Origin of the sequence: Roseovarius pelagicus (assembly GCF_025639885.1) — a bacterium.
GTDB classification, from domain to species: Bacteria; Pseudomonadota; Alphaproteobacteria; order Rhodobacterales; family Rhodobacteraceae; genus Roseovarius; species Roseovarius pelagicus.
Map to the genome: position 1 here is coordinate 2,519,793 of NZ_CP106738.1, position 14,701 is coordinate 2,534,493.

Genomic DNA, 14,701 nt, shown 5'->3' on the forward strand with positions numbered 1-14,701 from the left:
GTCACGGCATAGTGCCCGGCAGAGGCGCGGATATTGCAAGGCATCGAGGCAGACCAAAAATGACCATCCGGAAAAAGCCCGCGCTGGGCGTGCTGACCTATTTTGCTGTGGCGTTCAGCCTATGCCTCTATTTCACATTTGCCGCCGTGCAGGGCGATTTTGGTCTGTTCAGTCGCGCCGAGATTGAGGCGGAAAGCGCGGAGTTGCGCGCGCAGTTGCAGGCGATCGAGGCACAGGTGGCACGCATGGATAATCTGACGCGGCGGTTGTCGGATACCTATCTGGATCTCGATCTGCTGGATGCGCAGGCGCGCAGCGTGTTAGGCCTGCTGCGCAGCGACGAGATTGTTATCCGTTAGGGTGTCGGCGCAGATCTATGCGCGACTGGCCGCCTTGACCGTGGTTTCCCATTCGGGGTGAATCCACGGCTCGTGGTTGGATGCGGGCAACATGCCACGCCCCAGAATGTGATCACTGGCCTTTTCACCGGCCATGATGCTGGGGGCGTTGAGGTTGCCGTTGGGTATACGCGGAAAGATCGAGCTGTCGGCGACGCGCAGCCGGTCCACGCCGATTACGCGACATTCGGGATCGACCACCGCACTTGGGTCGTCCACTGCGCCGATTTTGCAGGTCCCGCAGGGGTGAAAGGCGCTTTCGGCGTGTTCGCGGATGAAGTCATCCAACGCATCGTCACTTTGGACATCCTCGCCGGGCTGGATTTCGTGGCCACGATAGGGCGCAAAGGCATCCTGCTCGAATATCTGGCGCGTGAGGCGGATGCAGTGCCGGAACTCGGTCCAGTCGTCAGGGTGAGACATGTAGTCAAAGGCAATTTTTGGCGCGTCAGTGGGATCAGCAGACCCGAGCGTGACTGCGCCGCGTGATTTGCTGCGCATTGGGCCGACATGGGCCTGATAGCCGTGCCCCTCTGCCGCTGCCTTGCCGTCGTAGCGTACCGCGATGGGCAAGAAATGGTACTGGATATCGGGGTATTTGATGCCCGGAGCCGACCGAAGGAACGCCACGCTCTCGAACTGGTTCGAGGCGCCAAGTCCGGTTTTTGTAAAGAGCCACTGCGCACCGATCATGGCCTTGGACATCAGGTTCCAGTATTTGTAGAGCGTGATCGGCTGGATGCTCTGTTGTTGGATATAGAGCTCCAGATGATCCTGAAGGTTCTGGCCGACGCCGGAACGGTCGGCGATCACGTCGATGCCATGATCAGCCAGATGCACAGCGGGGCCGATGCCGGACAGCATCAGGATCTTTGGCGAGTTAAAGGCAGAGGCGGCGACGATCACCTCGGCGTTGGCAAGGACGATCTCGACCTTTCCGCCGCGCTCGATCTCGACGCCAGTGGCGCGGCCCTCTTCGATGATGACGCGGCGAACGTAGCACCGCAGCATGTCGCAGTTTGGCCGCTTCAGTGCAGGATGCAGATAGGCATTGGCCGCCGACCAGCGCCGCCCCTGCCAGATGGTCTGATCGAAGGGCCCAAAGCCCTCTTGCTTTTCGCCGTTGTAATCATCGGTGGTTTCATAGCCGGCCTGCCGCCCGGCCTCGACAAAGGCGGTGACGAGGGGATTGGACAATGGGCCGCGCTGCACATGCAGCGGTCCGTCAGTGCCGCGCCATGTGGGGTCGCCGCCATGGCCGCTGTCGTGCCATGCTTCCATCCGTTTGTAGTAGGGCAGGACGTGTTTATAGCCCCAGCCGGTCGCGCCGGAGTCCTCCCAATGGTCGAAATCGCAGGCGTGACCGCGCACGTAGCACATGCCGTTTATCGACGAGGAGCCGCCGATAACCTTGCCGCGCGGGGCGGCCAGACGTCGGTTGTTCAAGTGTGGTTCTGGCTCGGTTGTGTAGCCCCAGTCATACATCGACATATTCATCGGATAGCTGAGCGCGCCGGGCATCTGGATAAACGGACCCGCATCGGTCCCGCCGTATTCCAGCACCAGAACCGAATGTTTGCCATCCTCGGACAGCCGATAGGCCATCGCCGATCCGGCGGACCCGGACCCGATAATCACGTAATCGGCTTGCATATCTTGCGACTCCCAGCGCAGTAGTTTGACATTTACTTACCTTTGGTCAGTTTTCCTGTCAAAAGGTAAATATTGTGACCCTGCGGCGCAGAGCATAAGTTACGGGCAATCAGGATCGGGACGCGGAGCGCGAAAATGGCACGGCAGAGTATTGGCGAGATCAGGCGCGCAGAACTGTCGCAAGCGGCGTTTGATGCGTTGGTCCAGTACGGGATGCGCGGCACGACATTGGAGCGGGTGGCCAAGATTGCCGGCGTGTCCAAGGGCGTGGTGCTGCATCATTTCGGTGACAAGGATGCGCTTTTTGAGGCGGTGCAGCGCAAGGCCAACACTGTGCTGCGTGAATGTGTGGTGGAGCTGTTGCATCATGCCGAAACACCGCTGGAGCGGCTATATGCGATTATTGTCGGTAATTTTGCCGAGCCGGTCTTTCAGCAGGAAATCTGTCATGCGTGGATCAGCCTGTGCTCGGATGTTCCACATCATCGTCAGAGCCAGCGCATCCAGACTGCCGTGCATGCGAGGATGCGATCGAACCTGCTGAGCGCATTGCGTCCGATGATGCCACTGGAGCGCGCGCAGCAGACGGCATTTCAGTTGCGCACTGTGATGGACGGTATCTGGTTGCGGGCCAGCTTTCAGGCGCAACCAATGCCCGGGCGGCAGGGGGTCGATCAGGTCGATTATGCGGCGCGGAACATGTTGCGCGATGTGGTGGGTGACATCGGCGAGCTGAGTGCGGCACGGCAGAAGATGGAAACACTGGCCGGAATCATGCTGAGCACGAGGGCATTTCGCGAACGCGCCATGACCGGGTGACGGCCAATACCGAATGCGACTGGCCCCGCGATAGACAGTTTTGCCCGGCGGGTGTTATAGCGGACCGCAAAGGCACAGCAGGGGCAGAATTATGGCGCGTTGGATTGTCGAGGCGATTGAAAAGATCGAGGCGGATGTGCGCCGGTCGTCGGATACCCACCTGCTGAAACTGACCTTGCCAAAGCTCAAGGGCGTCGACATCTACCTCAAGGACGAAAGCACGCATCCCACCGGAAGCCTGAAGCACAGGCTGGCGCGCTCGCTGTTCCTGTATGCGCTATGCAACGGCAAGATCACCGAAGGCACACCGGTGATCGAGGCATCCTCGGGCAGTACGGCGGTGTCAGAGGCGTATTTTGCCCAGATGCTGGGCCTGCCCTTTATCGCGGTCATGCCGCGCAAGACGGCGCAGAGCAAGATCGACAAAATCACGCTATATGGCGGTCAGTGTCATTTCGTAGAATCCGCCCCGCAGATGCATGATGCAGCGGTCAAGCTGGCGGCCGAAAAGGGCGGCTATTTCATGGATCAGTTCATGTATGCCGAGCGCGCGACTGACTGGCGGGGTAACAACAACATCGCCGAGAGCATTTTCGATCAGATGAGCATGGAGCCGCATCCGATCCCGCATACGCTGGTGATGAGTGCGGGCACGGGCGGCACGTCGGCGACGCTGGGCCGGTATCTGCGCTACCGGGGGCATGATACGCAGCTGGTGGTGGTCGATCCTGAAAACTCGGTTTTTTACGACAGCTACATGACCGGCAACGAGGTGCTGTGCGCTGATTGTTCCAGCCGGATCGAGGGGATCGGGCGACCACGGGTCGAGAAGTCATTTCAGCCCGATGTGATCGACGCGATGATGCAGGTGCCCGATGCCGCCAGTGTTGCCACGATCCTGTGGCTGGAGGCGCTGATCGGGCGCAAGGCAGGCGCATCTACCGGGACGAACCTGTGGGGCGCGCTGAAGGTGGCGCGCGGCATGATGGACCGGGGCGAGGCGGGATCAATCGTCACGTTGCTCTGCGACGGAGGAGAGCGGTATCTGGATACCTATTACGATCCTGCGTGGGTGCAGACCTGTATCGGTGATATCGCGCCTTACTCTGACGCGCTTGGTGATTGGCTCTGACCGGTGACTGCGCCGGTCAGTCGGTAGGCCGCGATCCGGTAGCAGAAGTAGAACCAGGACGCCGCGCCGACGAATTTGAATCCTTCCTCCAGAGCTTGGGATAATCCGTAGCTTATGGGCAGGATTTCCTGAACGGCGTCCACAAGTACCGACATCGCCAACATGCCGCCGGCCATCAGGAATGCGAAGGCGTCGATTTCCTTGATCTTGGTGTAATATTTGCGCAGCAGGTAGCCGACGAAAAGCGCGTATAGCGGGATCAGGATACCTTCGGTGATAAAGCGGTCGTGGATGAGGAAAAAGTCGTCCACCGCCAGAAATGCCGAGAACCAGCCGCAGAGAACCAGCAGCATCCTGTGCGGGTCGTTGTCGTTCCATGTGACGGCGGCGATGCGAAAAAAGCAGACCGTGGCCGCCGCAACCCAGAGCCATGCGCCGATGCTGGATACGAATCCGAGGAAGCTGGACTGTTTGGTGATCTGCGCGGGATCGCGGAGGGTTTCGACCAGCGTGAAGCCACCAAGCCCCATCGCGGCGAGCGATACGAGATAGAAAATTACCGCAGGGATACAGCAATAGATGGCGAACCGGCGGAAATTTTCGGCGGTAAATTCGGCCTTGAGACCGTCGAAACGAGACATGCCATATCCTTTGTAGAAACTGCCTGCACGCTGTGACTGGAAATGTAGAGCAAATCAAGCCTGCGAGTGGGGCAAAGTAAGCGTCATCACCACAGAATGTCCCGTCATGCTGCGCCGACAATCAGAAAGCCGTTATTCATGTTTCGTCGCGCATTTTTGGGCGTTCGTGCCGCTGGCGACGGATGGTGAGCAATCTAGCCCGTGGATCAGGCTAAGGGCTGACGCCGACAATGGGGCCGTCGCGACCTAGTACAAACGATTCTGGCGATCATTTTGCACGATGTCCTCGACGTCCGCGATGTTGTCGGACAGCGCACCATGCGCGCACATCATCTCTGCCAGGGTCGGAACGTCTGTGGTGTCAGGCCAGCTGTCAGATGACCAGACACCACCACGGACGAAAGCTTTTGGGCAATGGCACAGGACGCGGCTGACCTTGATCAGTAGCGCGGCTTGGGCGGGTTTGCCCGAGACCGACAGACTCTGTGCGAGATCGTCATCGCGCACGATCCGGGCCTCACCGGATATTCGCAGTGTATCGCGATGACCGGGAATGACGCAGATCAGGCCGATCTGCGGGTTTAGGATGATATTCTCGAACGTATCGACCCGATTGTTTCCCAGCCGATCCGGAAGGGCGAGCAGGGAGGGAGTCAGCACTTTGAGGAATCCCGGTGGGTCGCCTCTGGGACTGACGTCAATCTGTCCGTCAGGGCGCTGCGTCGACACGAACACGAGGGCTGTTTTGTCGATGAACCTTGCGGCAAGCGGATCAATTTCGGTCAGCACCTTATTGTTCACGAAGCGTGACGGCATCTTGTAATGGGCGCGCAGGTCGGACTGCGAGTTTATGATCTCATTGACGTGATATCCGAATACGGTCGGCATTCTGACGTCTCCTTGCGCAGTTCCGTTATTGCAGCCTATCACACTGTCGAAAAATTCGGTTGGTTTCCTCTGTCATGCAAAAATTCGATGCTGCCGCTTGGACCGCCACAAAGCCGGTGTCGGAAGGTTTAGTAGACCTAATTTGAATGCGATGGCTGGTTGCTATGTCGCTTGGCTTCGCGTTCTATACCACTCAACGCGTGAATTTTTTACGCAGATGGAGGAGCCTGACATGGGCGACCATTTACAGTAATCGCGCCGCAATTTTGTGGGGCTTGCAGACGCTCGCGCGCTGTTGTTAGCGGCGGCATGCATGACCTTTGTGATAATGTCCTGGCCTGTGACTGCCTGACCCAAGGAGACTGTTTGATGAAATTACTGAAGAGCTGTGTGAGTATTTGGTTTTTATTCGGCTCTGCTGCAGCGCAGGCGTCAGATTGGCGCATTGTCACGGTAGATGGTGCTGCGGCAGTTGGTGAAGCCAGTATCGGGTTTCGTGCGGATGGCAGCTATTCTGGAAATACCGGCTGTAACCTGTTTCAGGGACAGGCGCGGTATGAGGGCGGGCAATTGGTGATCGAGGGGCCGATGGCGCACACAAAGAAGGCCTGCGCTGATGACGCGTTGGTGGCGCAGGAGGCCGCAATTGTCGGGATGTTCGCGGGGACAATGGATATCCGTTTTGATCCGCTGTCTCATACCATGACTGTATTGCAGGATGATCGCAGTCTGGTGCTGGCGCGTCTTGATGATGAGCCGGGTTCTGAGTCCAACGCATCGGACGTTCCATCGGACCCATAGACACTGCCGGTTACTGATGCGGCCTATGTTGATGTGTTCGGGCTGGAGGGCACATTGAACGTTCGGGCAGAGCCATAGACACCGGTAAAGGCGCTGCGACCACCGACTGATCGCAGTGTTCCCGACGTTTTGGTGCGGCGATCCTAGGGGGTCGTTCTGAACGGCGAGAACTGCATTAGGCTGAGAATTTCGAACAGCATCTGCGCGCCGTTCTGGGCTGTGTTTGTCGTCGGGTCGTAGGCCGGTGCCACCTCGACCACGTCGCCGCCGACCAGATTGGCGCCCTTCATGCCCCTGATCAGTGCGAGTGCCTCTCGGGTGGTCAGGCCGCCGACCTCTGGCGTGCCAGTGCCGGGCGCAAAGGCGGGGTCAAGGCTGTCGATATCGAACGAAAAATACGTCGGCCCATCGCCAATCACCGTGCGCGCCTGACGGATAATTTCACGAATGCCGAGTTGATTGATGTCCGCCGCTTCGATCACGGTCATTCCGGACATCTCCGAAAACTCCCAGATATATTTAGCCGCGCCTCGAATTCCGATCTGGATCGTGCGCTCGGGGTCAAGCACGCCATCCAGTACGGCGTTTCGAAAGGGGCCGCCGTGATGAAATTTCTCGCCCTCGTACGAGCCGCCGGTGTCGCAATGCGCGTCGATGTGGATCATGCCGACCGGGCCGTTCGTGGCGACCGCCCTGAGAATCGGGTGGCTGATCGAATGGTCGCCACCCGCCGCCATCGGAATCACGCCCTGTGCGACAATTTCAGCCACGAACTTCTCGATATCCGCATGGCTTTGCGCCAGATCGAAGCGGCTTTGCATCGGGACATCGCCAATGTCGGCAACCGCCATTTCGTGTACGGGCGCACAGTCCAGAGCATCGTTATATGGTCCGATACGTTCAATTGCTCGCAAGGCGCGCGGCCCGAATCTGGACCCGTTGCGATTGGTCACGCCGAGGTCCATGGGCACACCGTAGAGGGCGACGTCCAGATCGGAAAAATCGTCGCCTTCGACGATCGGACGGTGGGGTGCATCCAGCAGAGTGGGCATCCCGGCATAGGGTGCGGGCCGTCGACCACCTTCGGAAAAAATCTTGTCCGCGATCCTTTGGAAATTCGGATTTTGCAGATCACCGCCGGTTGCGTCGGAAAATGTCTGCCGCAGTTCGGCAAGTTTCTTGTCTGACCAAGCCATTCTGGCACCTCGTAGATTGTTGTCGCAATGATACCGCGCCGGTCTGACTGACGCCATGGCAACCTGCGAAACCAAATCGTGTCTACGAATGAGCTGTTGGCGTCCCTAGGCAACTGGCAGATGCCGGACGTCGACCGTGTAAACTGAGGGCTGGTTTCACCTTGGTGCATCGTGCGATTTAATACGCAAACCAAGAGGTGATGGCCGCAATGAAGCGATACGCCGAAACCAGCGGCAGAAGTGTATCGGAATTGCAGAAGAAGATTGGTGGAGCCTAGGGGGATCGAACCCCTGACCTCTTGCATGCCATGCAAGCGCTCTCCCAGCTGAGCTAAGGCCCCGTTCGCCGCTAATTATGCAAGTCGCCGGGCGGGATCAAGCGAAAAATCCCGCCCTGAATTTTGCTTAGCTGTCGTCATCATCCGAGGCAACATCGGCGATCTCGTCAAGTGAGACATCATCGCTGTCGTCATCGTCTTCCAGAACGTCATCGCCGAGATCAACATCCACGTCATCGTCGTCGTCATCGTCGAGAACGACCTCGTCGACATCTGTTTCTTTCAGCTTCTTCGTTTCAGCATCTTCGGCATCCGCCTTGATCGAGCGGGACTTGCCGAGGTTCAGCTCGACAACTTCGCCAGTGTAGGGGCTGACGATCGGATCTTTGTTCAGGTCGTAAAAACGCTGACCGGTGGTCGGGCATACGCGTTTAACGCCCCATTCTTCTTTGGGCATGGGTGATCCCTCTCACATTTCAAACCTTGCGGGCAATCTGCGTCCCCTGCCATAACGGGGCAGAGGTGTCAAAGGCTTTAAGGCCCGGCACACGCGGAACGCAATCAGGAGATCATATGGGCCAGCATGTCCTTGCGGGCAACCCCCCGATCGAAGTCACGTTGCGACGGTCGGCGCGCGCACGGCGGATTTCGTTGCGCGTTTCCAGTTTGGATGGGCGCGTGACGCTGACAATGCCCCGGGGTTTGCCGGAACGCGACGGTCTGGATTTCGCCCGTTCCAAGCATGATTGGCTGGCGCGACAGCTGACGCGGCAAGTGTCGGAAGTGCCAGTCAGGATTGGCGCGGAAGTGCCGGTCAAAGGGCAGCCGATGACGCTGGTGGCGGGTACAGGGCGGCGCGTGGTGACTGATGGCGACCGTTTGCTGGTGCCGGGCAGCGCGGACAGTGCTGGGGCGCGGGTGCAGGCGTGGCTGAAGACACTGGCGCGCGAACGGCTGGTTGAGGCTTCTGACCGGTATGCAGCGGCGCTGGGCCGTCCCTATGCGCGGATCACCTTGCGCGATACGCGATCACGCTGGGGATCATGTACCGCAGATGCGGGGCTGATGTATTCATGGCGTCTGATACTCGCCCCGCCGGAGGTGCTGGATTATGTTGCGGCCCATGAGGTGGCGCATTTGCAGGAAATGAACCATTCGCCTGCGTTCTGGGCTTTGGTGGCGCAATTGCTGCCCGGTTACGATGCGCCCCGCAAATGGTTGCGGGTGAATGGCAGCAGTCTGCATCGCTATCGATTTTGAGCGTTGACCGCATGGCTTTTTGTGATCACAAACGACGCTATGCTGCTTAATCCCCGTCCTGATCCCAGCCCCGCCGCCCATGACCGCGTCTATCGCGGCCTGCGGGCACGTATCATGCATGGCGAAATCGCGCCGGGTCAGGCGCTGACGCTGCGTGGCATCGGCGGCGAATTTGACGTGTCGATGACGCCGGCACGCGAGGCGCTACGGCGGTTAGTGGCCGAGGGCGCACTGACGCTGAGCAGCTCGGGGCGGGTGTCGACCCCGGAGCTGAGCAATGACAGGATAGAAGAACTGGCGGCGTTACGGTCGCTGCTGGAAGTGGAACTGGCCAGTCGCGCATTGCCGCGTGCCCATATCGCGCTGATTGACCGGCTGACGTCGATTAACGCGCAAGTGGCCGAAGATATCGCCCGGCAGGATGCGGTGGCCTATATCCGTCGCAATCTGGAGTTTCACCGGACGCTGTATCTGCGGGCGCAGGCGCCTGCAATGCTGGCGATGGCCGAAACCGTCTGGCTGCAACTGGGGCCAACAATGCGCGCGCTGTATGGACGATTGCGGCAAAAAGAGCCGCCACATTTTCACCGGTTAATCATTGCCGCGCTAAAGGCGGGAGATGAGCCGGGATTGCGGCTGGCTGTGCGGTCGGATGTGACGCAGGGGTTGCGGATGCTGGCGGGGTGACCTTGTGTCTGTGCCGGGCTGAAGCCCGGTCTACGGGCCAGATGCAGACATCAGGCAGCGAGGCCGCTGCTGCCCATGTTCAGGAATTTTTCGCGCCGGTCCTTGATCAGCTTTTTCGGGGTCTTTCCCGACAGTTCGCTCAGCATGGCGCTGATGGCGGTGCCGACCGAGGCAATCGCTGCTTTTGGATCGCGGTGTGCGCCGCCCATCGGTTCGTCAATGATGCGGTCTGCCACGCCCAGACGGGTCAGATCCTTGGCGGTTAGACGCAGGGCCTCTGCCGCTTCGCGCATTTTCTCGGCGTCTTTCCACAGGATTGACGCGCAGCCCTCGGGCGAAATCACCGAATAAACCGAATGTTCCAGCATCGCGACGCGGTTGGCGCTGGCAAAGGCCACGGCGCCGCCCGATCCGCCCTCACCAATGATCACGCTGATCAGGGGGACGCCGATTTGCAGGCACATCTCGGTCGAGCGGGCAATCGCCTCGGACTGACCGCGCTCTTCGGCGCCTTTGCCGGGGTAGGCACCGGGGGTGTCCACGAGGGTAATGACCGGTAGGCCAAACTTGTCCGCCATTTCCATTAGGCGGATTGCCTTACGGTAGCCCTCGGGGCGGGCCATGCCGAAATTACGTTCGATGCGCGATTTGGTGTCGTTGCCCTTTTCATGGCCGATCACCATGACGGGGGTATCGTTCAGACGGGCCAGCCCGCCCATTACGGCGTGGTCATCGGCAAAGTTGCGATCACCAGCCAGCGGCGTGTACTCGGTAAAGAGGCCCTTGATGTAGTCTTTGCAATGGGGGCGCTCTGGATGGCGCGCAACCTGACATTTCCGCCAAGGGGTCAGATCCTTGTAAAGATCGCGCAGCATGACTGCGGCTTTCTTGTCTAGGGCACCGGCCTCTTCCTCGACATCGACACCTTCGCCAGCGCGGGCCATCGCGCGCAGCTCTTCTGCCTTGCCCTCGATCTCAGCGAGAGGTTTTTCGAAGTCGAGATAATTGGTCATATGCGGCTCCGCCCGTGATGTCCGGAATATATGGCTGGCATGGCCGTGAATTGCAACGCTTCAACAGTTCAATGCGGCGCGCAGGGCCAGTTCTGGCGAGGTCAGAACAGGTGCGCCGAGTCCGCCCAGCAGAGGAGCCGCTGGCAACATTGACGCCTGCGCCAGCACGATACTGCCGAGGTTTGTAATTTCGGCGGCTTCCTGTGTGATGGCCTCGGCGATACGTATGGCAAAGCCCGTACCGTTGCCTGCCTCAAAGAGTGGCCAAGCGCCCCCGATCAAGAGCGGATGCGCGCGGGCAAAGTTAGCTGATTTCGCAATCGCCGCCTCTAGCGCGGCGAGGCTGGGCGCGCGGGTGCTGGGCAGGCAATAGGCCATCAGGATCGTGCCGCCACGTTCAGCGGCGGCCTGCATCATTGGCGCGTCGATCACCATCGCGCCCGCCTTTGCCGCGGTGGGTCCGAGTGTGGTGCAGGTGCACAGAACAGATCCGGATGCTACGGATACTGCGGCTGTGATTTCCACCTCCAGCGAGGCGTCGATGCCGTTTTGAGCGCGCGCCAGCCAGTCTGGGCGGACCTTGTGGTGCAATGTCGCGTTCGGTGCGATCCGGTCGCGGAGCGTGTCGAAGGTCGCGCGGTGAATGTCGGCGGTGTGAAGCAATGTCAAAGCCATGCCGGGCCCCTCAGGCAGGCCATAGTACCGGGATCAGGGTCGCGACGAGCAGAACCGCCATCACCCAGTTAAAGATCCGCAGACGCATCGGGTTTTTCAGCAACCGGCGCAGTTGCTGGCCCATCACTGTCCAGCTTGTGGTGCTGATCAGAGAAACCAGCACATAGGTGCCCGCGACCCAGAGCACCGATGGCACATCGCGGCCCGCTGCATAGAGGGTGATCGCCGACAGCGCCATCGACCACGCCTTGGGGTTGACCCATTGAAAGGCCGCCGATTGCACAAAGGTCAGCGGGCGGCCTTCGGCGGTCGCATCCTTGGGCGGGGCGGCATTGGCGATCTTCCATGCCAGATAGAGCAGATAGGCCACCGACGCGACTTTCAGCACCGTGTAGCTGAGCGGCCATAGATCAAAGACCTGCATCACCCCCAGTCCGACCAGAAACACCATGGATGGAAACCCCATCCCGATCCCAAGCATATGCGGCACAGTGCGGCGAAAGCCAAAATTGGCCCCCGAGGCCATCAGCATCAGGTTGTTCGGCCCCGGCGTGATCACGGTGACAAAGGCAAAGGTCACGAGGGCGGTGAAAAGGTCAATTGTCATGTGTGTACAAATATTGTGAAGGAGGCGCAGTCGCGAGAAATTCGTTAGAGATTAAACTGTGACATTGCAAATTTTTCCAAGTTCGGAACCAATTGCCGGGGGCTTGTTGCGCAGCAAGTGTAAAAAAGGCCGGGACTATGGGCTATTGAAGGGAAACAAGAGCCAATCACTTTTTTTAAGAACATGCTATGATTGAATGCGTGCTGCGACCGGCAAGGAGTGCGGAGTGTTCAGTGTCCAACCGGTTACAACGTTCACAAGAAGTTTAGGGGAAGAAATGCTAAACATTAAACGACTGGCGCTCATTCTGGCGATCGCGTTTCCAGCTACACCGGTGATGGCCGAGACATATGGAGCCATCGCCTATAGTTTCAAAAACAACAAGTTTGGCAGGTCATGGGAGTATGACTCTCGCGGTAAAGCCGAGGCTGCGGCGAAGAAGTATTGCGCGGAACAGGGAGGAAAGGGGTGTGCCACGGCGGTCTGGGTCGAGGACAGTTGCGGTGCGGTGGCGCGCGCGAAAAGCACGAAGTCCATCAAGAATATGGGCGCTTCGTGGGGTTTCGGAAATGAAAACGCTGCACGTAGTCGTGCGATGACTGAATGCGCGACACGCAATCCGGGCGCTGAATGCTGGGTCGTCGCCTCGGTCTGTTCATCACAGTGAACGTCTGACAGCTCTGATGCGCTCTGTGCCGCCTGACGGTGCAGAGCATTATACATAGAACTTCCGCATGCTCGGACCGTTCGACCGCGACATCCGGACCTGCGGGAATAGCGCACCGGTTATCACTTTTCTATGGCGCGAGAGCGCGTTATCTCTGTCTGAATGGAAACAATGTCAGACATTTACGATCGCCTCGTCGCGGAGGGCAAGCTGCGCCATGATCCGGCGCAAGAGGCGATCATGCCCGAGTTTGAGCGTATTCGTGCTGCCTTGGCCGCGCCTGAAAAGAAGGGCTGGTTCAAAAAGGCAGCAGAACCGCCCAAGGGTCTATATATCTGGGGTGGGGTTGGCCGCGGCAAATCCATGCTGATGGATCTCTTTGCCGCCTCAGTAGACGTGCCCTGTCGGCGGGTGCATTTCCACGCGTTCATGCAAGAGGTACATGCGGGCATGCACGCGGCACGACAGGCGGGCCGAGAGGACGCGCTGGCCCCGGTGGCGGAAAAGATCATCGCCGACGTGCGCCTGCTGGCATTTGACGAGATGCAGATCACCGACATCACCGATGCGATGGTGGTAGGGCGGCTCTTTGAGGCGTTGTTCGCCGCGGGTGTGGTGGTGGTGTCCACCTCGAACCGGGTGCCGGATGATCTGTACAAACACGGGCTGAACCGGCAGCTATTCCTGCCCTTTATCAAACAGATCAAGGAACGAATGGTGGTACATCATCTGCAATCGCCCACCGATTACCGACAGGACCGCATCGCGGGCAGTCAGACCTACTTTGCGCCGGTGAATGCCGAGACACGCGCCGAAATCGAGGCGATCTGGCAGGATTTGACCGATGGGCAGGCAGAACCGCACACACTGATCGTGCAAAAGCGCGAGGTTGAAATACCTGCCTTTCACAACGGGGTGGCGCGGGCGTCATTCTATGATCTTTGCGGCAAATCACTGGGGCCGGCCGACTATCTGGCGCTGGCCGATGCTGCGCGGGTGCTGGTGCTGGAGAATATCCCGCAACTGAGCCGATCGAATTTCAACGAGGCCAAGCGATTCGTGACGCTGATTGATGCGCTATACGAAGCGAAGGTGCGGTTGATCTGCTCCGCCGCCGCCGCGCCAGAATACCTGTATGTCGAGGGCGAGGGGACGTTCGAGTTCGAGCGGACCGCGAGTCGGTTGCGGGAAATGCAGGCCGAGGATTGGGCCGCAGACTAGCGTACTGCGTAGGCCGGGCTTGAGCCCGGCTCCCTTACCGCCGCAACATCCCCGGCAGTCGCCCCAGATGGTCAATCACCCGCAGCCGAGTCGCGTCCGCAGGTGTATCCGTGCGTTCGTAAGTCCACGTCAGATCATGTGGGACATGCACGGCCCAACCGCCGGTTTCCAGCACAGGCATCACGTCAGAGCGCATGGAATTGCCCGCCATCAGCACAGCGTCTGATGCCACGCCATGACGGGCAAAGATGTCCTGATAGACCGCTGGTGTCTTGTCCGACACGATCTCGACTCCGTCAAAGAGATCCCCCAGCCCGGATTGGGCCAGCTTGCGCTCCTGATCCAGCAGATCGCCCTTGGTGATCAGCAGGACCCGGTGATCGGTGGCGACGTTGCGCACGACCTCTTCGGCATGGGGTAGCAGGTGGACGGGATGGCACAGCATGCTCTGCCCGGCATCTATCAGTTCCTTGATGACGCTGGCGGGAACGCGACCTGCGGTGACCTCGATCGCGGTTTCAATCATCGACAGGGTAAACCCCTTGATGCCGAACCCATATTGCCCGAGGTTTCGCATCTCAGCGCGGTGCAACCGTTCGGTCAGGTCGCTGGTGTCGGCATAGTCGGCCAGAAGGCTTGCGAATCTTTCTTCGGTCAGGCGAAAGAACTGTTCATTCTGCCATAGCGTATCATCGGCATCAAAAGCGATAATCGACAGATCTCGCCTCAATAGGTTGGCTCTGCATGGCGCTGCCCCTTTTCACC

17 protein-coding genes and 1 tRNA gene are annotated in these 14,701 nt (G+C 59.2%); 8 read left to right on the forward strand and 10 right to left on the reverse strand.

Annotated features, from left to right (window positions below; all coding sequences use genetic code 11):
• Positions 1 to 59 precede the first annotated feature (59 nt).
• A complete protein-coding gene (locus tag N7U68_RS13475) occupies positions 60 to 359 on the forward strand; it encodes an FtsB family cell division protein (RefSeq protein ID WP_165194731.1) in 300 nt (99 codons plus the stop codon).
• A gap of 15 nt (positions 360 to 374) precedes the next feature.
• Here N7U68_RS13475 and betA read toward each other — a convergent pair whose 3' ends face one another.
• On the reverse strand, positions 375 to 2,051 hold the full coding sequence (gene betA, locus N7U68_RS13480; protein WP_263047136.1) for a choline dehydrogenase: 1,677 nt from the start codon (positions 2,049 to 2,051) through the stop codon (positions 375 to 377).
• Positions 2,052 to 2,186: 135 nt separating this feature from the next.
• Here betA and betI point away from each other — a divergent pair, with 135 nt between their 5' ends.
• The gene (betI, locus tag N7U68_RS13485; protein ID WP_263047137.1) at positions 2,187 to 2,870 is read left to right on the forward strand and encodes a transcriptional regulator BetI; all 684 of its coding nucleotides are present in this window, start codon (positions 2,187 to 2,189) and stop codon (positions 2,868 to 2,870) included.
• A gap of 91 nt (positions 2,871 to 2,961) precedes the next feature.
• On the forward strand, positions 2,962 to 4,002 hold the full coding sequence (locus N7U68_RS13490; protein ID WP_263047138.1) for a PLP-dependent cysteine synthase family protein: 1,041 nt from the start codon (positions 2,962 to 2,964) through the stop codon (positions 4,000 to 4,002).
• On the opposite strand, the gene N7U68_RS13495 is transcribed toward N7U68_RS13490, so the two are convergent.
• The gene (locus N7U68_RS13495) at positions 3,972 to 4,643 is read right to left on the reverse strand and encodes a DUF8692 domain-containing protein (protein ID WP_165194724.1); all 672 of its coding nucleotides are present in this window, start codon (positions 4,641 to 4,643) and stop codon (positions 3,972 to 3,974) included. The two genes, N7U68_RS13490 and N7U68_RS13495, sit on opposite strands and share 31 nt — an antisense overlap.
• Positions 4,644 to 4,889: 246 nt before the next feature.
• Positions 4,890 to 5,531: an MSMEG_1061 family FMN-dependent PPOX-type flavoprotein gene (locus N7U68_RS13500; protein WP_263047139.1), complete on the reverse strand. Its 642-nt coding sequence runs from the start codon at positions 5,529 to 5,531 to the stop codon at positions 4,890 to 4,892.
• Between the two features lie 369 nt (positions 5,532 to 5,900).
• On the opposite strand from N7U68_RS13500, the gene N7U68_RS13505 reads away from it, so the two are divergent.
• Positions 5,901 to 6,332, forward strand: coding sequence for an META domain-containing protein (locus N7U68_RS13505; protein ID WP_263047140.1), 432 nt, complete (start codon positions 5,901 to 5,903; stop codon positions 6,330 to 6,332).
• Positions 6,333 to 6,475: 143 nt separating this feature from the next.
• Here N7U68_RS13505 and speB read toward each other — a convergent pair whose 3' ends face one another.
• From speB to N7U68_RS13520, 3 genes are all read right to left on the reverse strand, one after another.
• Complete coding sequence (speB, locus tag N7U68_RS13510; RefSeq protein WP_263047141.1) at positions 6,476 to 7,528, reverse strand: agmatinase; 1,053 nt, start codon at positions 7,526 to 7,528, stop codon at positions 6,476 to 6,478.
• Positions 7,529 to 7,793: 265 nt separating this feature from the next.
• Positions 7,794 to 7,869 (reverse strand) — tRNA-Ala (locus N7U68_RS13515).
• Positions 7,870 to 7,933: 64 nt separating this feature from the next.
• Positions 7,934 to 8,263: a TIGR02300 family protein gene (locus N7U68_RS13520; RefSeq protein WP_165194717.1), complete on the reverse strand. Its 330-nt coding sequence runs from the start codon at positions 8,261 to 8,263 to the stop codon at positions 7,934 to 7,936.
• Positions 8,264 to 8,379: 116 nt separating this feature from the next.
• On the opposite strand from N7U68_RS13520, the gene N7U68_RS13525 reads away from it, so the two are divergent.
• A complete protein-coding gene (locus tag N7U68_RS13525) occupies positions 8,380 to 9,066 on the forward strand; it encodes a M48 family metallopeptidase (RefSeq protein WP_263047142.1) in 687 nt (228 codons plus the stop codon).
• A 39-nt stretch (positions 9,067 to 9,105) separates the two neighbouring features.
• Positions 9,106 to 9,753, forward strand: a complete 648-nt coding sequence (locus N7U68_RS13530; RefSeq protein ID WP_165194714.1) for a GntR family transcriptional regulator — start codon at positions 9,106 to 9,108, stop codon at positions 9,751 to 9,753.
• A gap of 50 nt (positions 9,754 to 9,803) precedes the next feature.
• Here N7U68_RS13530 and N7U68_RS13535 read toward each other — a convergent pair whose 3' ends face one another.
• The 3 genes from N7U68_RS13535 to N7U68_RS13545 are packed head-to-tail and all read right to left on the reverse strand — an operon-like array spanning position 9,804 to position 12,048.
• A complete protein-coding gene (locus N7U68_RS13535; protein WP_263047143.1) occupies positions 9,804 to 10,766 on the reverse strand; it encodes an acetyl-CoA carboxylase carboxyltransferase subunit alpha in 963 nt (320 codons plus the stop codon).
• Positions 10,767 to 10,826: 60 nt separating this feature from the next.
• Complete coding sequence (locus N7U68_RS13540; RefSeq protein WP_263047144.1) at positions 10,827 to 11,441, reverse strand: hypothetical protein; 615 nt, start codon at positions 11,439 to 11,441, stop codon at positions 10,827 to 10,829.
• 10 nt (positions 11,442 to 11,451) lie between these two features.
• Complete coding sequence (locus N7U68_RS13545) at positions 11,452 to 12,048, reverse strand: LysE family translocator (RefSeq protein ID WP_165194709.1); 597 nt, start codon at positions 12,046 to 12,048, stop codon at positions 11,452 to 11,454.
• A 277-nt stretch (positions 12,049 to 12,325) separates the two neighbouring features.
• On the opposite strand from N7U68_RS13545, the gene N7U68_RS13550 reads away from it, so the two are divergent.
• Both N7U68_RS13550 and zapE read left to right on the forward strand, forming a co-directional pair.
• Positions 12,326 to 12,715 carry a DUF4189 domain-containing protein gene (locus N7U68_RS13550; RefSeq protein ID WP_263047145.1) on the forward strand — a complete coding sequence of 130 codons (390 nt, stop codon included), beginning with the start codon at positions 12,326 to 12,328 and terminating at the stop codon, positions 12,713 to 12,715.
• A gap of 162 nt (positions 12,716 to 12,877) precedes the next feature.
• Positions 12,878 to 13,936 (forward strand): cell division protein ZapE, encoded by a 1,059-nt coding sequence (gene zapE / locus N7U68_RS13555; protein WP_263047146.1) that lies wholly within the window; start codon positions 12,878 to 12,880, stop codon positions 13,934 to 13,936.
• 34 nt (positions 13,937 to 13,970) lie between these two features.
• On the opposite strand, the gene N7U68_RS13560 is transcribed toward zapE, so the two are convergent.
• Positions 13,971 to 14,666: an HAD family hydrolase gene (locus tag N7U68_RS13560; protein ID WP_263047147.1), complete on the reverse strand. Its 696-nt coding sequence runs from the start codon at positions 14,664 to 14,666 to the stop codon at positions 13,971 to 13,973.
• Positions 14,667 to 14,701 lie beyond the last annotated feature (35 nt).

Bases quoted from the DNA above. Each gene is read 5' to 3' on its own strand.
- N7U68_RS13475 (WP_165194731.1), top strand. From the start codon at position 60: ATGACCATCCGGAAAAAGCCCGCGCTGGGCGTGCTGACCTATTTTGCT.
- betA (WP_263047136.1), bottom strand. From the start codon at position 2,051: ATGCAAGCCGATTACGTGATTATCGGGTCCGGGTCCGCCGGATCGGCG.
- betI (WP_263047137.1), top strand. From the start codon at position 2,187: ATGGCACGGCAGAGTATTGGCGAGATCAGGCGCGCAGAACTGTCGCAA.
- N7U68_RS13490 (WP_263047138.1), top strand. From the start codon at position 2,962: ATGGCGCGTTGGATTGTCGAGGCGATTGAAAAGATCGAGGCGGATGTG.
- N7U68_RS13495 (WP_165194724.1), bottom strand. From the start codon at position 4,643: ATGTCTCGTTTCGACGGTCTCAAGGCCGAATTTACCGCCGAAAATTTC.
- N7U68_RS13500 (WP_263047139.1), bottom strand. From the start codon at position 5,531: ATGCCGACCGTATTCGGATATCACGTCAATGAGATCATAAACTCGCAG.
- N7U68_RS13505 (WP_263047140.1), top strand. From the start codon at position 5,901: ATGAAATTACTGAAGAGCTGTGTGAGTATTTGGTTTTTATTCGGCTCT.
- speB (WP_263047141.1), bottom strand. From the start codon at position 7,528: ATGGCTTGGTCAGACAAGAAACTTGCCGAACTGCGGCAGACATTTTCC.
- N7U68_RS13520 (WP_165194717.1), bottom strand. From the start codon at position 8,263: ATGCCCAAAGAAGAATGGGGCGTTAAACGCGTATGCCCGACCACCGGT.
- N7U68_RS13525 (WP_263047142.1), top strand. From the start codon at position 8,380: ATGGGCCAGCATGTCCTTGCGGGCAACCCCCCGATCGAAGTCACGTTG.
- N7U68_RS13530 (WP_165194714.1), top strand. From the start codon at position 9,106: ATGCTGCTTAATCCCCGTCCTGATCCCAGCCCCGCCGCCCATGACCGC.
- N7U68_RS13535 (WP_263047143.1), bottom strand. From the start codon at position 10,766: ATGACCAATTATCTCGACTTCGAAAAACCTCTCGCTGAGATCGAGGGC.
- N7U68_RS13540 (WP_263047144.1), bottom strand. From the start codon at position 11,441: ATGGCTTTGACATTGCTTCACACCGCCGACATTCACCGCGCGACCTTC.
- N7U68_RS13545 (WP_165194709.1), bottom strand. From the start codon at position 12,048: ATGACAATTGACCTTTTCACCGCCCTCGTGACCTTTGCCTTTGTCACC.
- N7U68_RS13550 (WP_263047145.1), top strand. From the start codon at position 12,326: ATGCTAAACATTAAACGACTGGCGCTCATTCTGGCGATCGCGTTTCCA.
- zapE (WP_263047146.1), top strand. From the start codon at position 12,878: ATGGAAACAATGTCAGACATTTACGATCGCCTCGTCGCGGAGGGCAAG.